The sequence below is a fragment of the Mesobacillus thioparans genome (genome assembly GCF_965138835.1).
Lineage (GTDB): Bacteria > Bacillota > Bacilli > Bacillales > Cytobacillaceae > Mesobacillus > Mesobacillus thioparans.
The window spans coordinates 86,288-105,172 of the sequence record NZ_CBCSFH010000007.1; the positions used below are offsets into that span (position 1 = coordinate 86,288).

19 protein-coding genes and 1 other annotated feature (1 of these 20 running past the window's edge) are annotated in these 18,885 nt (G+C 44.0%); of the genes, 2 read left to right on the top strand and 17 right to left on the bottom strand.

The features are described 5' to 3' along the window. Positions 1 to 25 precede the first annotated feature (25 nt). Entirely contained in the window at positions 26 to 748 is a 723-nt protein-coding gene (gene sigK / locus ACNAZ4_RS13135) for an RNA polymerase sporulation sigma factor SigK (protein ID WP_415814992.1), read from the top strand. Positions 749 to 1,439: 691 nt separating this feature from the next. Here the strand turns inward: sigK and ACNAZ4_RS13140 are convergent. The 4 genes from ACNAZ4_RS13140 to ACNAZ4_RS13155 form a co-directional block, all read right to left on the bottom strand. After that, on the bottom strand, positions 1,440 to 1,577 hold the full coding sequence (locus tag ACNAZ4_RS13140) for a YrzI family small protein (RefSeq protein ID WP_214704616.1): 138 nt from the start codon (positions 1,575 to 1,577) through the stop codon (positions 1,440 to 1,442). Between the two features lie 466 nt (positions 1,578 to 2,043). Beyond that, entirely contained in the window at positions 2,044 to 2,298 is a 255-nt protein-coding gene (locus ACNAZ4_RS13145) for a YrhC family protein (RefSeq protein ID WP_415814993.1), read from the bottom strand. 159 nt (positions 2,299 to 2,457) lie between these two features. Beyond that, a complete protein-coding gene (locus tag ACNAZ4_RS13150; RefSeq protein WP_415814994.1) occupies positions 2,458 to 3,162 on the bottom strand; it encodes a 5'-methylthioadenosine/adenosylhomocysteine nucleosidase in 705 nt (234 codons plus the stop codon). Between the two features lie 26 nt (positions 3,163 to 3,188). Next, positions 3,189 to 4,493: an amidohydrolase family protein gene (locus ACNAZ4_RS13155; protein WP_415814995.1), complete on the bottom strand. Its 1,305-nt coding sequence runs from the start codon at positions 4,491 to 4,493 to the stop codon at positions 3,189 to 3,191. Positions 4,494 to 4,663: 170 nt separating this feature from the next. Here ACNAZ4_RS13155 and ACNAZ4_RS13160 point away from each other — a divergent pair, with 170 nt between their 5' ends. Beyond that, positions 4,664 to 4,870 carry a YrzA family protein gene (locus ACNAZ4_RS13160; protein WP_415814996.1) on the top strand — a complete coding sequence of 69 codons (207 nt, stop codon included), beginning with the start codon at positions 4,664 to 4,666 and terminating at the stop codon, positions 4,868 to 4,870. A 115-nt stretch (positions 4,871 to 4,985) separates the two neighbouring features. On the opposite strand, the gene ACNAZ4_RS13165 is transcribed toward ACNAZ4_RS13160, so the two are convergent. From ACNAZ4_RS13165 to alaS, 13 genes are all read right to left on the bottom strand, one after another. Then, positions 4,986 to 6,143 (bottom strand): acyltransferase family protein, encoded by a 1,158-nt coding sequence (locus tag ACNAZ4_RS13165; RefSeq protein WP_415814997.1) that lies wholly within the window; start codon positions 6,141 to 6,143, stop codon positions 4,986 to 4,988. Positions 6,144 to 6,348: 205 nt separating this feature from the next. Then, positions 6,349 to 7,023: a YrrS family protein gene (locus tag ACNAZ4_RS13170; protein WP_415814998.1), complete on the bottom strand. Its 675-nt coding sequence runs from the start codon at positions 7,021 to 7,023 to the stop codon at positions 6,349 to 6,351. 85 nt (positions 7,024 to 7,108) lie between these two features. After that, the gene (locus ACNAZ4_RS13175; RefSeq protein ID WP_415814999.1) at positions 7,109 to 8,890 is read right to left on the bottom strand and encodes a peptidoglycan D,D-transpeptidase FtsI family protein; all 1,782 of its coding nucleotides are present in this window, start codon (positions 8,888 to 8,890) and stop codon (positions 7,109 to 7,111) included. Positions 8,891 to 8,948: 58 nt separating this feature from the next. Beyond that, positions 8,949 to 9,425, bottom strand: coding sequence for a transcription elongation factor GreA (greA, locus tag ACNAZ4_RS13180; protein WP_415815000.1), 477 nt, complete (start codon positions 9,423 to 9,425; stop codon positions 8,949 to 8,951). A gap of 204 nt (positions 9,426 to 9,629) precedes the next feature. After that, a complete protein-coding gene (gene udk, locus ACNAZ4_RS13185) occupies positions 9,630 to 10,265 on the bottom strand; it encodes a uridine kinase (RefSeq protein ID WP_415815001.1) in 636 nt (211 codons plus the stop codon). A 3-nt stretch (positions 10,266 to 10,268) separates the two neighbouring features. Continuing rightward, the gene (locus ACNAZ4_RS13190; protein WP_415815002.1) at positions 10,269 to 11,537 is read right to left on the bottom strand and encodes a peptidase U32 family protein; all 1,269 of its coding nucleotides are present in this window, start codon (positions 11,535 to 11,537) and stop codon (positions 10,269 to 10,271) included. Between the two features lie 27 nt (positions 11,538 to 11,564). Further along, positions 11,565 to 12,494, bottom strand: coding sequence for a peptidase U32 family protein (locus tag ACNAZ4_RS13195; RefSeq protein WP_415815003.1), 930 nt, complete (start codon positions 12,492 to 12,494; stop codon positions 11,565 to 11,567). Positions 12,495 to 12,499: 5 nt separating this feature from the next. Further along, the gene (locus tag ACNAZ4_RS13200; RefSeq protein ID WP_415815004.1) at positions 12,500 to 13,138 is read right to left on the bottom strand and encodes an O-methyltransferase; all 639 of its coding nucleotides are present in this window, start codon (positions 13,136 to 13,138) and stop codon (positions 12,500 to 12,502) included. A 298-nt stretch (positions 13,139 to 13,436) separates the two neighbouring features. After that, positions 13,437 to 14,588 (bottom strand): endolytic transglycosylase MltG, encoded by a 1,152-nt coding sequence (gene mltG / locus ACNAZ4_RS13205; protein WP_415815005.1) that lies wholly within the window; start codon positions 14,586 to 14,588, stop codon positions 13,437 to 13,439. A 313-nt stretch (positions 14,589 to 14,901) separates the two neighbouring features. Continuing rightward, positions 14,902 to 15,189, bottom strand: a complete 288-nt coding sequence (locus ACNAZ4_RS13210) for a DUF1292 domain-containing protein (RefSeq protein ID WP_415815006.1) — start codon at positions 15,187 to 15,189, stop codon at positions 14,902 to 14,904. Positions 15,190 to 15,204: 15 nt separating this feature from the next. After that, positions 15,205 to 15,621 carry a Holliday junction resolvase RuvX gene (gene ruvX, locus ACNAZ4_RS13215; protein WP_415815007.1) on the bottom strand — a complete coding sequence of 139 codons (417 nt, stop codon included), beginning with the start codon at positions 15,619 to 15,621 and terminating at the stop codon, positions 15,205 to 15,207. Then, on the bottom strand, positions 15,622 to 15,891 hold the full coding sequence (locus tag ACNAZ4_RS13220; protein ID WP_023627198.1) for an IreB family regulatory phosphoprotein: 270 nt from the start codon (positions 15,889 to 15,891) through the stop codon (positions 15,622 to 15,624). A gap of 80 nt (positions 15,892 to 15,971) precedes the next feature. Beyond that, positions 15,972 to 18,605 (bottom strand): alanine--tRNA ligase, encoded by a 2,634-nt coding sequence (gene alaS, locus ACNAZ4_RS13225; protein ID WP_415815008.1) that lies wholly within the window; start codon positions 18,603 to 18,605, stop codon positions 15,972 to 15,974. 75 nt (positions 18,606 to 18,680) lie between these two features. Continuing rightward, positions 18,681 to 18,885: a binding site (T-box leader), on the bottom strand (it continues 7 nt past the right edge of the window).

An 18,885-nucleotide genomic window follows, 5' to 3' on the forward strand; every position in this document is an offset into this window, starting at 1 on the left:
AGCCTAAAAAAGCGGGGGTGGAAACATGTCTGGCATACTGACAGCACTCGGGTATCTAGTAAAAGAAGTCATCCTTCTTGTTTCGTATGTTAAAAACAATGCATTTCCTCAACCGTTATCTGCAGCTGATGAGCGAAAGTACTTAAGGTTGATGGCGAACGGCGACCCACACGCGAGGAACATGCTGATTGAACACAATCTGAGACTTGTTGCGCATATCGTGAAAAAATTCGAAAACACCGGCGAGGATTCAGAGGATTTGATTTCTATCGGAACAATCGGCCTGATCAAGGCAATCGAAAGTTATTCGGAAGGAAAAGGTACCAAGCTTGCCACGTATGCTGCCCGATGCATAGAAAACGAAATCCTTATGCATTTGAGAGCATTGAAGAAAACAAAAAAGGATGTTTCATTGCATGACCCGATTGGCCAGGACAAAGAAGGCAACGAAATTTCGCTCATCGACGTCCTGAAGTCTGAATCGGAGGATGTTATTGACACCATCCAGCTCAATATGGAGCTTGAAAAAGTGAAAGAATATATCGATGTCCTCGATGACCGTGAAAAAGAGGTCATTGTTGGCCGTTTTGGCCTTGATTTGAAGAAGGAAAAAACACAGCGGGAGATTGCCAAAGAACTCGGAATCTCAAGAAGTTATGTATCAAGGATCGAAAAACGGGCATTGATGAAAATGTTCCATGAATTTTACCGTGCGGAAAAGGAAAAGAAAAAGAATAAAGGACTATGACGAAAACCCGGACAATGGCTCCGGGTTTTCTTTTTTGAAGGCTGTTTTCGTAAGGCTCTTTTCTCAAACTTTGTTGCTATTGGCTACAAAATAGGATTGAATTACCTAAGGTTGTTCACACAATTCATGACTATTATGAGAAAAGAGCTTGCAAACTTAGTACCGACCTACAAAATGACTATGATCACGTTTAAATCGGCTAGGATTTTAACAACAATCTTTACGAAAACAGCCTTTCGTAAAGGTTGTTGTTAACGTTATCAGAAGCCATTTTGTCGATTGGAATTAAGTGTTTGAGAACAACAAAGGCACCAACCATAATTGGTTGATGCCTTCAAATCTTCTACTCTACGCTCACTTCTGCTGCTACTACCAAACCGACAGCACCGCAGATGACCAATCCCATGACGATCAAGAACATGCCCATCACCCCTTTTAGCATTCACCCTTATTTACACCAAATTTATCATATAATGAAGGTGCTAAAAGGAAGAGGTTGTGAACATTTTGTTAACGATGGGATTTCTTTTTTTTGAAAATCAGCGTTATAAGCAATATATGCAAAGACATAAAGTTACCTCCCGACTCCGTCGTTAGGTGGTGTCCTTCTCCACCCATAAGCTAGCCAGTCTTCTTTGAATTAAATAAATCATGTTCTTTCCACCTTTCTTTAGTTAATTATTCAAATGAATTAAAACAGGCGCAGCATTGATTGACGAGTTTTGTTTTCTTCTACCATCTTATCAACCATTTCATTATGGCGAATTTCTTCTAAAGACATTTGACGTTTGTTAATTGTAATTGTGAAAAACAAGATATTTAAGGTCATAATTGGGTTCACCTCCTTTTAATTTCCACCCCAAAAAGCCGCAAGGATTCCTCCCCTGCGGCATAAATGGGCACAAAAAAGCCGCAGGGCACGATTCTCCCTGCGGCCATGGATGTATAAGTGTCAAAAACAGCTTAAATAATCCAGTCCGATCCGGTCGAATGCGTATTACGATATGAAGTTTGTGCGTAGTTCCAGTATCCATTCATGATCATTCCACTCGACCTCCTTCTGAATTATTTACTCACATTGGTAAGTATATCCACTGTTCACTCGTTTGTAAACCTTTTTTGGCCTTTTTTTCCAAAAAAGTGTTCGCCAAAGTTCTACAAAGGCTCTTTCTTCACCAAAACCTTTTAGAATGCAGAATTAGGTATCAGTACGAAAAGGCAATAATCAATGAGAAAAACAGCCTCAACAAAAAAACTGCATCCCGATTATTGGGATGCAGCATAGCAAGACTATTTTATTTTTTCATCAATAGTTCCTGGCCTTCCTCTGATTCAATCAGCTGGTTGCGGTATCTTTTCGCAAAAGAAAAGAACAGGATAGAACCAGCAAGGAATCCGATGGATGCACCAATAGCAATATATATATCTGTCATCACTTTCGTTTCTGACGGAATGATCGTACCGAGGTAAAAGAAAACGCCCACTGCAAGCAGGACATTTCCGAACTGTTTGAAATCAACCATTTTTCCATAGAGTTGTTTAGCCTTCATTATCATCACCTGCATTTATTAGACTTAACCACATCCCTACTTTAACATGTTTTAAACCTTTACCCGGTATGTAAATTTTGGAAAAATAACTTTCTAACATAAAAACAGCGTGGAATGAACTTCCACGCTAATCTCGTTTTTCGCTATTGAATTCGGACATTAAAGCTTCCAATTCTTAACCATTTCATTGACAATTTCAAAGGAGTTTTTTGAAGCCAGCTTTGTGAATTCGAGGAAATTTACGTCTGCTGAACCGTCTGCCTGGTCGGACATCGAACGGATGATCACGAATGGGATGCTGTTCATGCTGCACACCTGGCCGACGGCTGCCCCTTCCATTTCCGTACAATAACCATTAAGCTCCTCATGAAGGAATTGCACTTTTTCACGGTCTGCGATGAATTGGTCGCCCGACAGAATCCTGCCGCTGACGATTTTCTTGTCTTCAACAATTTCTTTGCTTGCTGTGATGGCCAGGTCAATCAATTGCTTATCTGCTTCAAATATCGAAACTTCCGTATAAGGGATTTCCCCTAGTTTGAAGCCAAGTGCACGGACATCCATGTCATGCTGAACGCAATCAGTGGAGATGACGATATCCCCAATCCTCAAATCCGGGTTTACTGCACCCGCTACGCCTGTGAAAACAATATTGGAGGCAGCGAATTTGTCAATCAGGATCTGGGTGCAGACACTCGCGTTCACTTTCCCTACACCTGACTTGCAAAGTACGACGTCAAATCCGTTAAATGTGCCGACATAAAAAGTAATGCCCGCTTTCTTTTTCTCATCATAATCCTTCATTGCATCGAGAATATGCTGTATTTCTTCATCCATTGCACCAATAATACCAATTCTGCTCATAACTGCGTCCTCCCGGGAATAAATTCTTACTGCTCGTCATTAAGGAGCTTTGACATACGATTTGCTTCAAATAGTACTTTCTCTTCATCCATCGTTGTGGACTGCCCATTGGCAAGGATTTGCTTTCCCTGTACATAGACATCTTTTACATCTCTTCCAGACCCTGAATAAACAAGATGAGATACTGGGTTATTCTTAGGGTAAAAGAATGACTGGTTCGCATCGACGACAATAAAGTCTGCATCTTTGCCGACCTCCAGTGACCCGATCCGGTTTTCAAGCCAGAGGGATTCCGCGCCATTGATCGTTGCCATCCTCAGGGCTTCCACTGCGGTAATGACCGTCGCGTCCTGGGCAACACCTTTATGGATTGTCGCCACAGCTTTAATCTCTTCGAATAGGTCCAAATTGTTATTGGAAGCAACACTGTCCGTACCGAGGCTGACGGTCACGCCCTTTGCCAGCATTTTAGCGACCGGAGCGATCCCGCTGCCAAGCTTAAGGTTACTGACTATATTATGGGACACCTTTACCGACTTTTCCGCAAGGATGTCAATATCCTCATCATTTACATGGACAGCATGGGCCACAAGTGCTGGGCGGTCAAAGAAGCCAAGCTTGTCCAGGTGGCGTACCGGGGTAGCACCATACTCTTCGATATTTTTTTCGACTTCGAACCTTGTTTCAGACATGTGGGTATGAAGCGGAACATTTAACTCTGCAGATTTCTCGATAATCTGTGAAATATACTCAGGTGAGCAAGTGTAAGGAGAATGTGGTGACAGCATGGTCGTGATCCGGCCATTGGCTCGATTGTTCCAGATGTCGGCAAAGGCAGCAGCTTCCTTCAGCTTGTTCTGGCGAAGCTCCTCAGATCCAAATCCGATGACACCGCGGCACAGTACTCCGCGAATGCCTGCTTCTTCCACCGCCCTGGCTACTTCATCCATATTGTCATACATATCAACAAAAGTCGTCGTGCCCGTGCGGATCATTTCAAGGATGGAAAGCTTCGTGCCCCATCTGGCATGCTCAGGCGTATATTTTGCTTCAAGAGGCCAGATTTTGTCCTCGAGCCATGTCTGTAAATGCAAATCATCCGCATAGCCCCTCAGCAGAGACATCGGTGTGTGGCCATGCGTATTGACCAGGCCGGGAAGCAGGATATTTCCCTTTAGGTCTACATTTTCATCGTAAGTGGTGAGATCATCATGCGTAATCCCCACATAAATGATTTTTTCGCCTTCAATGCCAATTGCTCCATTGCTGATTACTTCATCATTTGAATTACTTGTAATGATGATGCCATTATATAATATTTTCCTTGCCATACGAATCTCTCCTATGTAAAAACGCTTTTACTTCGATGCAATACTAGAATTCGGTGTTCACCGCCGAAATATGCCTGTCGTTTTAATTTATCAAAAAAAGTTTTATTTTTATAGAGAATTTGCTATTTTATTTTGTAGAGGGATTGCGTAAGCAAAAGGAGAAATAATCTATGGATTTCCAATTTGAACTAATTGAAGACAAAGTTGAATTTTTTGAAGCGGTCGATTTGAAAACTCTTGAGCAAAAAATCAATAAGCAAATCGAGATCAATAAAGCGATCATGCTGTCTGTCCATCATGTATCACATCAAATGCACCTGGACGATAAAGGAAGGCTGTTCTATTCCGCGGTAGTCCATTTCAAGGCAAAAAGATAGAGGCAGCGCGATCGCGCAAGTTGCATATAACCACAAGGTAGGTAATCATGACACAAAAAAGCTTGGGGCAGCCCAAGCTTTTTCCATTTCCGATAGTAAAGTGCCCTGGTTAATCTTACAATTTAACGGTATCTTCCATTCTCTTTTCAGAACTCATTTCCTTGTTTCCTTTTAATCCAAACATAACTCTGAGGATGTTCACTCTCCGAATCATAAAATGATATATCCACATGATGATGGCAAATGATGAAGATACCAATATGATTAATTTCACTGGAACAGGCCATGCCAGATTATAGATCAAATACCCTATCAAAATGATGATTGGCTGATGAAGTACATAAAACGGCATTGAGGCTTCGCTCGCATAGGACAGTGCTCTATTAGACTTGTTCAAGAACTGATCACCCAAGTAAAGAATTAAGAAAATCGTGTTCCATACTAACAAGACGCGGACAATCATAAAGACACCCCAGCTCACTCCCGCAGTCATCGGAAAACCATAGAACATCACCCATGATAGATAAATAGCCGTAAAAAGGATGCTTAACACACCTGCTAAAATGCCTATGTTACGAACAAAACGCCTTAATGATTCTCTGGAAAAAAAATAAAACCCGAAAATGTACAGCAGCAAATAATAGATGATTCCCCAACTCCCTAAGTTCACGATGCTGTTGACAGTCAAGGCAGCGATCGAAAGCGGGATGGGCAAGAATAAATAATGTAGGAGATTGAATTCCTTACGCCGTGCGTTCATTCTGGTTTTCTGGAAGAATGGCAGTGTGATGCCTGAAAACACCAGCAGCATTAATAGATACCAAAGATGATGTCCAAAAAAAGCGAAATTCCCGGTTCCGCCTATCTCCAGATAGAGTCCATCAAAGTAATGGGGAAAGTACTGTATGAATGAACCTACAAATTGATTGTTCGTGATCCTTTCAATGAACACTTGAGGAGGTGACAATACAAAGATCCCCAACAGCAAAGGCAGCCCCAATCGTAAAAACCTTTCTTTCATGAAACTTTTAGAGTTCCTTCTTTTTAATGCATAATACGCAGACATTCCTGAAATCACAAAAAAGATTGGCATAATCCAATTTCCCACCAGAAGTGAAAAAAACTCGATATATGTATGATTGATGGTGTTGTTCTTAATATGCCAGTCAAATGAATTAAAAAACATTGAGCAATGATAAAGGAACACGATGAATATTGCCAGAACCTTTATCCAGTCTAAATAATGATGCCTAATCACTTTTTCCTCTTCCATAAATTCCCTCCCTCATGTTAAATATATAACTTTTTGAAGGAGAATACACATATATTTTTTTCAAGCTATGAAATTTTCCTTTCATGAAGTCAAGATGTTCAGATGGCAAAAAAAAAAATTAGCATCCTGATACAAAATTACAATTTTTCTTGTCAAATTGTTTATCAGGATGCTAATTTAAGCTTTTAAAAGTATATTTTTGTGTTTATCGTTTATCATTTTTAATCAATTCTTCTACCCTAACTGGCTTCCAGCCTTCGCCGTCCACCCACTGGATTGAAACCCTGAATGTCTGGTCGCTGCCTTTTTCAGAAATCGTTCCGACTGCTGAGTTGGGCTCGCTGCCTCTTTGATTCCACCATACTGTCATGTTATTTTGATCGATTCCAGTTGCATAGGAGTAGGCAAGAATCATTTCCTGCCAATCCACCGCATTCTGGTCAAACACAGGAGTGTGTTCGCCGGATTGAGTCGTGCCTACCGGTTTCCATTCAGGATTTTCAATCGTTTGTTTCACGTTGGCATCACTGCCGCCCTCTGTCACGATTGGGTCTGACTGTTCGTCTGCAGACTCTTCCTCTGAGGCTTCCGAATCGGAATTTTCTTCTGGATTTTTTTCCGAGTCTTTATCATCTTTTGACGCAGCACCCTTGTTGTCCTCTTTTTTCTTAGGAGAGGATGCGGCCTGGTCTTTGTCTGCCGCTATATCATTTTGGTCTGCTGCGCCTTCATCATTGCTGAAAAAGATATTAAATGAAACAATGCCGATCAATAAAATCACAATAACAATCAAGCTATTTAAAATAAGGTTCGTTTTTTTGCGCTTCGCCCTTTGGCCTGAGCGCGTCCCCTCATTCAGGCTGTCATAATCATTCTTCAAGACCTTTCCCTCCCTTATTAGGATGTCAACATTCTACCATGACTCGGTGCAAACTTGAAGGATTTTATATTCATCTAATATGGTTTCAATCATTTTCAGGACCTTCAGCCGATGTTACATGGTTGAATGTGTAGACTTCCTTTACTATATCTGCAAAAAGCGGGTTCACTCCGCCTTCGTCCTCGAATACCCCTAGATTGACAGTGACAAGCGCATACTTTGGTTTTTCAAAGGGAAAATATCCAGCGAACCATTTATTATGCAATTGTTTCTTATTTTCATATACCCCTGTTTCTGCTGTACCGGATTTTCCTGCTACCTCATAAGGCAAGCCTCTGAACCATCTGCCAGTGCCCTGTTCATTCACAACCACCTCTCGTAAAAGCTTTTGCAGCTTCATGGCTGTAATAGGGGAAATTTGATTCCCAGAAAGTTTTTTCTTCGGGAATTCTGTCATTTTCGTACCATTTTGGTATTGGATGGAGAGGACGGCCCTCACCATATCTTTTTCACCGCCTCTGGCGATTGTAGCCATCATGTTCGCGACAGCAAGCGGGGACACTCTGACTTCATGCTGGCCGATTCCTGACAGTGAGGAAAAATTCCTGTCCTTCCTTGCTTCATCCGACAAGAAGACACGTCCTTTTTCCTCGTCCTGAAGCTGTCTGAAATTCTCTAAATGAAAGATATTCCCTGTCCAACCCGTACCGCCTGTCATCGAAAGCATCTCCGCATACCTTTCCAGAATATGAGGATCATCTTTCTGCAATTCCCGGGCAACTTCTCCGAAAGTACGGTTGCAGCTGACTGCGAAGCTATCCGGGAAATTGAGCATACCGTAATGATATTTCATATCTTTCTCACCATTGATCGTCTTGCTGCAATCGAACTTCCTGGCCGGATCATCGAGCCCCTTATCGATCGCAGCCGCAGCTACCACCGTTTTAAACACCGAACCTGGAATATGCTGCTTGATCATCATATTTTCAATCCCTGCATCAGTATAGGGTTTTGATGGATTTATGACAGGCCTTGAAACCATTGCCAGAATGCTGTTTGTATCGATATCCAGCAGGACGGCTCCGCCTTTTTTGATTTGATGCTGATCCACTAGGTCCTCAAGGAGCATTTGCAGATCTTTATCAATCGATGTCTGCAGATTGATCGGATAAAAAGGATTGGCCGGTTCAATATATTTCACATTGATTCCAAATAATGGCGCCCCTTCTCCATCAACATGGTATACGAGCTTTGACTTTCCTTCCGCTACGAGAAACTCATCAAAACTTTTCTCCAGACCAGAAAGACCAATCAACGTCCTCGGCAGGAAATCTTTCTCGCCATACCTCGATTTGAGGACAGTTTCATTCTCCCCTATGATTCCCACAAGCTGTGCAGCTGGCACCTTTTCCATAGGGTACTTTCGCTCAACGGCGAATACACCGGGAATTTCCATCCCATTGATCACTTCCATTTGGCTCCTTGTCAGAATCAGCGGATCTGGATCTCCAAAAGCAAATGGTTTCTTTGAACTTTCAACTGCTGATTTCAATGCGTATTCAGAAACTCCTATGGCTCCAGCAACCTTATCGGCTTCCCACTCCATCTTTTTCAAAAAAGGAAACAAGACAAGGACTGATGCATTCTCAAAAGATAATGGTTCGCCTTTTCGGTCGAGAAAATTCCCTCTGCCATTGTCCACGACCATTTCCTGTGACCTTTGCTTGACGCTTGCTTCGATTAAATTGATCTTATGCTTTGAAAATGATTCCGTATCGATCAGCTGCAGCTGAGCCAGCCGAAAAACCAACAGGCCTAATCCTGCCAGACAGATGGAAATCCAGGCTACAATTCTTTTTTTGCGCATAAAAAAACACCTCGTCAAAAGTGTTGACGAGGTGCCGGAGTTTCAAACCTATGGATCATTACTTAATAGAAGTGATGCGGACGCTCATTTCGCCGCCAGGAGTCTGGACAGCAACTTCATCGCCCACTTTTTTGCCCATCAGACTCTTAGCAATTGGGGAGTCATTAGAAATTTTGCCTTCAAACGGGTCTGCTTCTGCGCTACCCACAATTGTATAAGATTCTTCATCGCCATCTGGAAGCTCGACAAAAGTTACTGTACGGCCAAGGCTGACAGCATCTGTGCTCACTTCATCTTCCTGGATGATTTTTGCGTTGCGGATCATATTTTCAAGAGTCGTGATACGCCCTTCAACAAAAGCTTGTTCCTCTTTTGCGGAATCGTACTCAGAGTTCTCTGAAAGGTCGCCAAAGCTGCGAGCGACCTTGATTCTCTCAACCACTTCTTTTCGCTTGACTGTCTTCAATTGGTCCAATTCTTGTTCCAGCTTTTCTTTTCCTGCCTGTGTCATAGGAAACACTTTTTCTGTAGCCAAAATACTTCACTCCTTCTAGTCTTCACAAATCCCCAAAATAGATTGTGTAATAGTATATTATGTATCCTGAAAAATATACAGGAGCGCGTCCTATATCAGGGCGCGCGGTTTGAACAAAGCCATTTCAGGCCAATTATTTCTCTTTGGACAAAAGGAAGCACTTTTTGCAAGTACTTCCATGCCCATATTATCTATGCTATTGTGTCACAAAAATGATTTTTGTTCAAGAATTGTTTGAATTTTTGTTACCATCAAATCAATGGCAACATGGTTGTGGCCGCCCTCTGGAATGATTACATCCGCATATCGCTTGGTCGGTTCGATGAACTGGTTATGCATCGGCCTGACAACATTCACATACTGTTCAATGACTGAATCCATGGAACGCCCGCGCTCCTTAATGTCACGCAGGAGCCTGCGGATGATCCTCAGGTCCGCATCCGTATCGACATAGAGCTTGATATCCATCAGATCACGCAATCGCTCATCCTCAAGGATCAGGATCCCTTCAAGAATGATGACATCCTTCGGTTCAACATGGATGACTTCGCTTGAGCGAGTATGGATCGCATAATCATAAACCGGCTTCTCAACCGCTTCGTGCCGAAGGAGCTTCTGGATATGTTCAATCAAAAGATCATTATCAAATGCCAGCGGATGGTCGTAGTTTGTCTTCAAACGCTCTTCCATTGGCAGATGGCTCTGATCTTTGTAATAGTAGTCTTGCTCAATCATTAGGATTGATTGACTCTTAAAGCTATCATAAATAGCTTTTGTGACGCTTGTCTTTCCTGAGCCGGAGCCGCCGGCTACACCAATTACAACAGGTTTGCGGTCCATTGATTACTTCTCCTTCCGCATCATGTTATTTGGGTAGACAGGCTTGTCCATTTTGAACTTCACGATTTGCAGCGGATGGCGGGCAACATCCAATTCGTTGCCATCTTCATCCCAGATCTTTTCGACCACATGAGTGAAGTTCTCGATTTCCGGTCCAAAGAATTCAACCTCGTCGCCAGGCTTGAAGTAGTTCCGTTGCTGAAGTGTCACCATTTGTGTCTCGGCATCATAATCAAGCACAAGACCAGCAAAATCGAAAGTTGTCTTTTTGCTATGGTTTCCAAACATTTGCTCTTTATACCCAGGAACTCCCTCAAAGAAGGCGGTTGCTGTTTCACGGTTCGCACATTTGTCCAATTCTTCAAGCCATTCTTGCTTGATGACGAAGTTTTCAGGGTCGGCACAGTATGCATCAATCACTTTGCGGTAAACGCTGACTACCGTTGCGATATAGTGGATCGACTTCATGCGGCCTTCGATTTTCAGGCTGTCGATGCCAGTTTCGATCATACGCGGGATTGATTCAATCAGCTTAAGGTCTTTAGGGCTCATTGCGAAAGGAGCATCCTCATCATTGAACAATGGATTTTCATCGTTGCCTTCAAGCTTGTACAAATCATAGTCCCAGCGGCATGACTGGCAGCAGCCGCCGCGGTTTGAATCGCGTGCTGTCATATGATTGCTAAGCGTACAGCGTCCGGAATAGGCGATACACATAGCGCCGTGGATAAAGGTTTCAATTTCGATGTCGACCTTTTCCTTCATCAATTTGATTTCTTCCCCACCAGTTTCACGCGCCAGTACGACACGCTCAAGTCCTTCTTCCTTCCAGAACTGGACTGCTTTCCAGTTTGATAAGGATTGCTGCGTGCTCAAGTGGACCTCGATTTCAGGAGCGACCCTGCGGCATGTTTCGATGATCAGCGGATCAGCCACGATGATTCCGTGTACCCCGGCTTCCTTCAATCCCAACATATAGTCCTCTAGGCCATCAATATTCTCATTATGCGCAAAGATATTTGTTGTGACATATATTTTTGCGCCGTATTTTTTGGCGAATTCGACGCCTTCCTTCATTTCTTCGAAAGTGAAATTATCTGCATTCGAGCGCAAACCATACTCCTGCCCGCCGATGAAGACGGCATCTGCACCATAGTGGACGGCAATCTTAAGTTTTTCAAGATTTCCGGCCGGCGCAAGCAGTTCTGGTTTTTTCACGATGACACGTTTACCATCTACAATTCGCGAAATCTTATCTGCTACTGCTGACATTACGCAACCTCCTCATAGTTCTTCCTGTTAATAAACCGTCTCTTTGAAAAAGAATCCTGTATCCAGCGGGCGATTAGGCGGCTGCAGTTCTTCGGCTGCTTCCAGCAAGCCGTCTTTTTCCTCGTCGTATTGGTCTGGATCTTCAACTGCCAAATCAATGGCTTTGCGGTATAGTTTTGTAACTTCCAATATATATTCAGGGCTCTTCAGGATGCCGTCGATTTTAAGAGAATCGACACCTGCTTCCACAAGCTCCGTCAGTTCATCGATGATGCAAATATCATTGGGACTCATGATGTGCGTGCCATTTTCATCTTCGAAAATAGGGTATTTATTCTCACGCTCTTTATCGTGAAGGAACATATTCTGTTCCAATTTACGATTTTCCACTTCCAGCGCTTTGCCCTGATATTCAAAATAATGGCCAAGTAGCGGACGCTTTGACTGGAACATGTTCATCATCCCGTGAACCTGCACCTCGATTTCCACTTCAGCATTTTCCTTGATCTCTACGATGGCGTCCATATTGATTTCCCTAGCAAGGACAGCGCGCTTTGCACCTTTCCTGCCCCAATAATTGCATGTATACCAGTTCGTTCCTGTCGTTTCCGTGCTCCAATGAAGCTTCATTTCGGGAGCGAATTCCTTCGCAGCCATCAATACAGCGGGATCGCCGAACGTGACGCCGTCTGCATTGACATCCATAAGAAATGTAAGGTATTCGCCGAGCAGGTCCACTTTTTCATTGTGGAACAAAGCATTCATGGCTACATATACTTTCTTGCCTTTCGAGTGTGCCAATTCAATCGCTTGCTTTACATCTTCACGGTTGAACTCTCCAGCAAGGCGCAGGCCGAATTTTTGCCCTCCGATCAGGAACGCGTCGGCTCCAGCCTCTGCCAATGGAATAATGTCATTTACGCTAGTTGGCGTTACCAATAATTCAGGTTTCTTCATTCCGTTCACCTCTTCTTACTCACCGCTACCCCATCGCCAATCGGAAGGATGATTGTGTCATACTCCTCATTGGCAGCAAGCCAGCGATTGAATTCGTCTATTTTTTTTACCAGGCTGCGGACTCGCCTGCTTTCTGCTTCCTGGTTATATACAAGCCCCTTAAAAAGGATGTTGTCCGTGATGATCATTCCTCCGGGCTTCAAATACCTCGAGTAAATTTCAAAAAAGCGCTTGTACTGCCCTTTAGCCGCATCAATGAAAATGACATCAAATGGTGCATGGGCAGCCACTTCTTCTTCAAGCTCCAGCGCATCCCCTTTGATCTGGGTGATCCGCTCCTGCATGCCGGCCCTTTTAATGTACTCGACGGCAAGCCTGTAACGGTCTTCATCTCGCTCGAGAGTGATGATATGAGCCTTTGGAAGGGCGAAAGCCATTCTCATGGCGGAATAGCCAATTGCCGTCCCGACTTCCAGGATCGTTTCCGGCTGCTGGATTCTTAATAGCTGAAGCATCGTTTCTATGCCGGCCGGCTCCATAATGGGAACACCGTTCAGCTCCGCATACTCTTCCATTTCAGAAAGTATGCCGCTCCTCGGCTTTATAAGAGAATCTATATAATTCTGCAGCTCTTCATTCAGCAAGCTGCCTCACCTCTATTCAAAGGCCAGAAAATAGCCAGAGTAGATTTTGCTATGACTGTGCAGGCATGAAAAAAATAGCGTTCACAGGTCAAGAGAGGACACCGCAGGGCATCTTCCCGTACAGGTCCATCAGCTAAAAAGCCATAACTCCTTCATCTGCAATGCACGCTATCGAATAAATCCAGATGCTCAAAAAAGCATCACCCTGACAGTAACATGACTATAAAAAACACTTGAATTATTTTACCACAATAAGAAGGGAAATGCGAACCTTTCTGCATTTCCCTTTATTTTACTGTTATTTTTTATCGGTGATATGTTCGTTCACTTTACGGTTATGCTCATCCAGTGTCTTCGAGAAAAGCACGTCTCCAGTGGAGGTTGCAAGGAAATACAGATCATCCGTGTCAGCAGGAGCCAGCGCGGCTTCAATTGACATGACCCCAGGATTGGCGATAGGGCCGGGTGGCAGACCCTTTATTTTATAGGTATTATATGGATCATCGATTTCGAGATCCTTGTAGTACACCCGTTCTTTATGTTCACCATGTGCATACAGGACTGTCGGGTCTGTCTGCAGCATCATTCCGTCCTCCAGGCGATTGTAGAAGACGCTGGCGATTTTATCACGGTCTGCTTTCTCGGTTGCTTCCTCTTCAATCAATGATGCCATCGTCATTAATTCATGAGTGGACATTTCCTTTTCTTCCATCTGCCCTCTGAAATCACCCAGCACTTTCTTCGTCTTTGTCAGCATGACGGTGACAATTTCCTCGAGCGTCGGTTTTTCAGAGTAGAATGGATAGGTTGCAGGGAACAAATAACCTTCAAGCGGGTACTTCACATTTTCCTTCAGGATTTCCTCAGTAAGGACATCCGGGTATTTCTCCATCATTTTCTTGATGAATTCTTTATCGTTCAGCTGTTTGAAAACTTCTTCTTCGTCTTGCTTTGTTTTTTCAGCAATGATCCCGGCAATCTGTTTCAGCTGTTTCCCTTCAGGAATCGTGATTTTCATGACCACATCCTGCATCACTTTCCCAGTTTTCAGACTTGTAATGATTTCAGGCAGCGTCATTGACGGTTTCATTTTATAATCACCAGCCATAAAACCGGCTTCATTTTTGAACTTCACATAGTACTTGAAGACTCGGGCATCCCTGATGACCCCTTTGTCCTCAAGAATCTGCCCGATCCCTGTTGTAGAGGAACCAATCGGGATTGTGACATCAATCGTTTTCTTGCTGTTTTCCTCGACAGGCTTCATGGCTTCTTTTATGTAATAATAGCCACCGCCGCCAACCGCCCCGATGAGCAAGATAGCAACGATCGCAGTTATGAAAACAATCTTCCTCACAATTCTCGCTTCTTTCTGCTGTTCGATCAGCTTTTCAGTAATCAATTGCTTTTTATCTCTTTTCGGATCCTTTATATTTCTCTCGTCAGACATAAGTTCCCCCTCCAGATAACAAAACTTACTTCCTGGATACTCCCTAATATCACATCTCGAACCATTATACTATATTTTCTATTTCTATTTGCAAATAATTACGAAAAAATACCTCTAACGACAAACAAACCGATAATTCGACAGCGGAAGCAAGGAGATTAAAAGCACACATGACAGGTTTTTTGGGTGTAACAGTGGAGGCTAATTGCAAATACGGACACTTATCCAATAATCATGCCTCTGATTGGACAAAAGATATATCCAGGCAAAAATAAAAGGACCAGGCGTCATCCGCCTGGTCCCGATTATGATTCTATTCTTCGTCCTGCTCTGCAAGGAATGTTTCGAGCATTTCTTCAATCATGTCCCACTCTTCATCAGTTTCGATTGGCATTAGTTCGCCATCTTCATTGTCTTCTGAAGGTGTGAATGCAGATGCGTGGATTTCGATTTCCTCGTCGTCGTTATCCTCTGCTCCCATTGGATAATAAAGCACATAAGATTTTCCGAACTCCTCGGAATCGAATGTGAAAAGGACTTCGCATAATTGTTCGTTGCCGTTTTCGTCTACTACTGTAATGTTGTTTTCACCGTGATCCATTGTAGTCACCTCAATTTAATTTTGGCTGTTTAAATAGCCTTGTAAAATCATTACTGCGGCCATCTTATCGATGACCTTCTTCCGTTTTTTGCGGCTTACGTCTGCCTCAAGCAAAACTCTCTCGGCAGCCACAGTCGTCAGACGCTCGTCCCATAAAATGGCGGGAATCCCAAACCGTTCTTCCAGTTCACGGGCAAAGAACTGACTTGCCTCACCGCGCGGGCCGATTGTCCCGTTCATATTCTTCGGTAAACCAACGACTACTTTGCCGACATCGTACTCTTTTATTATTTTACCTAATTCATCGAAACCAAACACATTTTCTTCTTCGTTTATTTTCAATGTTTCAAGTCCCTGAGCAGTCCATCCAAATTCATCGCTCAGTGCAATGCCGACCGTTTTTGAGCCGACATCTAATCCCATCGTACGCATTTATTTCCCCTCTCGGTGGTTCCTTAAGTAGGATTTAACCAGTTCCTCGATAATTTCATCCCGCTCCAGCTTGCGGATGATGTTGCGGGCATCCCGATGGCGGGGAATATAGGCCGGGTCGCCAGAGAGCAAATATCCGACAATCTGGTTGATCGGGTTATATCCCTTTTCCTGCAGCGCTTCGTATACCTGCAGCAGGACTTCATTGGCATCATGCTCAAAAGGCTCTTCGGGAAAATTAAATCTCATCGTTTTATCAAACGAGCTCATCGAATGCACCTCACTTTTAAGAAATGGCAGGTAAAATTTTCTTTCATGATACCTACATTCTACACTACTTTACTTTTATATCAAATTGATTTTACCCATTCTTCGGCAAATTGAAGCGCATTGTCGAGTTTTGCTGGGTCTTTTCCGCCAGCCTGGGCCATATCCGGACGGCCTCCGCCGCCTCCGCCGCAGATCGCTGCTGCTTCCTTGATCAGTTTTCCAGCCTGATAGCCTTTCTTGATCAAATCATCCGTTACAGCCGCAATCAGGTTCACTTTACTGCCATCTGTCATGCCAAGCAGGATGACTGCAGAACCGAGTTTTTGCTTCAGGTCATCTGCCATGTTTCGCAGACCGTTCATGTCAGAAGCCTGGACGCGTGCTGCAAGAAGTTGGACACCATTGATTTCCTTCACTTGTGAAGTAAGGCTTCCTGCTTCAATATTACCCAATTTTGCCGCAAGGGATTCATTTTCACGCTGCAGCTGCTTCATTTCAACAAGCAGGGAATCGATTCGGTTCGCCACTTCCTTCGGTGAAGTCTTCAGTTTGTTCGCAGCTTCCTTGAGAATGCCGATCTGGTCATTCAGCACTTTGTAAGCTGCTTCTCCTGTTACTGCTTCAATCCTTCTTGTTCCAGCACCGATGCCGCCTTCGGATACAATTTTGAACAGTCCGATGACAGATGTGTTTGGAACATGGCATCCGCCGCAAAGCTCAAGGCTGTAGTCGCCTACCTTTACAACGCGGACGATGTCGCCGTATTTTTCACCGAATAAAGCCATTGCGCCCATTGCTTTCGCTTCAGCAATCGGTTTGAAGCTGGTCTCGACCTGGATGCTTCTCCAGATTTTCTCGTTGACGATTGCTTCTACTTTCTCAAGTTCCTCTGCAGTCACCTGGCCAAAGTGAGAGAAGTCGAAACGCAGTCTGTCAGGCTCGACAAGAGATCCTGCCTGGTTTACGTGACCGCCAAGCACATCCTTTAATGCCTGGTGGAGCAAGTGTGTTGCTGTATGGTTCTTGATGATTCGTGCACGGTTTTCCTGATCGACTTTTGCAGTGACTTCAAGATCTTTGGAGACAGTTCCTTCCACGACTGTTGCATTGTGGAGATTTTGGCCATTCGGAGCTTTCTTGACGTCTTTCACAGACAGCTTGACGCCATTTGCTTCGACTGTACCTTTATCAGCTATCTGTCCGCCGCTTTCAGCGTAGAAAGGCGTAACATCAAGGATAAAATGGATTTCGTCGCCAGCATTCGCTTCCTCAACAAGCTCGCCACCCTTGATCAGTGCAACTATTTTACTGTTCGTTTCAAAATTATCATAACCGACGAACTCGCTGCTCTCTTTAATATCGCCAAGAACTCCGCCCTGGACCTGCATGGAACCCACATCCTGGCGCGCTGCACGTGCTCTTTCACGCTGGAGTTCCATTTCTTTTTCAAAGCCTTCGTGGTCGACCTTTAAGCCTTCCTCTTCCGCATACTCTTCAGTCAGCTCCACCGGGAAACCATATGTGTCATAAAGTCTGAAGACATCCTCGCCCTGGACCATGCCGCTGCCTTTTTCCTTTTCCTTCTTGATCAGCTCAGAAAGTATTGCAAGGCCTTCATGCAGCGTTTCATGGAAGCGGTCTTCTTCATTTTTGATGACCTTCTGGATAAAATCGGTCTTTTCTTTTACCTCCGGGTAGAAATCGTGCATGATTTCGCCCACTACCGGCACTAATTCAAACATGAATGGACGGTTGATGTTCAACTTCTTAGCATAACGTACAGCGCGGCGCAATAAACGGCGAAGTACATAGCCGCGGCCTTCATTCGAAGGAAGTGCCCCATCGCCGACAGCAAAAGCTACTGTACGGATATGGTCAGCAATGACTTTGAATGCTTCATCCTTCTCTTTGGACTGTCCGTATTTTTCACCGGAAATTTCTTCAGTCGCATTGATGATCGGCATGAACAAATCAGTTTCAAAGTTTGTCGGTACGTCCTGGACCACTGATGCCATACGCTCAAGTCCCATGCCTGTATCTATGTTCTTCTTTGGCAGCGGAGTGTAAGTGCCGTCAGGATTATGGTTGAATTCAGAGAACACAAGATTCCATACTTCTAAATAACGATCATTCTCTCCGCCAGGATACAGTTCCGGATCTTCAGGATCATTGCCGTACTCAGGACCTCTGTCGTAGAAGATTTCTGTGTTAGGACCACTCGGACCTTCACCGATATCCCAGAAGTTACCCTCAAGGCGGATGATCCGCTCTTCCGGAATGCCGATTTTCTCTCTCCAAATATTGAAAGCTTCGTCATCTTCCGGATGAATAGTGACGGAAAGTTTTTCAGGATCAAAACCGATCCATTTTTCATCCGTAAGGAATTCCCACGCGAATTCAATCGCTTCTACCTTGAAGTAATCGCCGATCGAAAAATTCCCGAGCATTTCAAAGAACGTGTGGTGGCGCGCTGTCTTGCCGACATTCTCGATATCATTCGTACGGATCGATTTCTGCGCGTTTGTAATGCGCGGGTTTGCCGGGATCACACGGCCATCAAAATATTTTTTCAAAGTTGCTACACCACTGTTGATCCATAGAAGGGACGGATCATCATGAGGTACGAGCGATGCGCTCGGCTCAATTGCATGGCCTTTCTCCTTAAAAAAATCAAGATACATTTTTCTGATTTCAGCACCTGTCAGTTTTTTCATAAAACTAACCTCCTAAACCCAAATGAAATTTAAGCTTTCAGGGATTTTAGGCAACAAAAAAAGCCCTCATCCCTGGACAGGGACGAGAGCTTGCTCGCGGTACCACCCTGATTATGGACGCAATGACGCACGCCCATCTCTCAAAAACGCTTTAACGCAGCTGCTACGGCAGGTTTTGCCTGCACTCCGGAATAGCCTTCTGTTATCCTTCACCGGGAATTCTCTCAGCCTTTGAATCCCTCTCTGGACGATGGTCTATAACATACTCGTTCCTTCTACA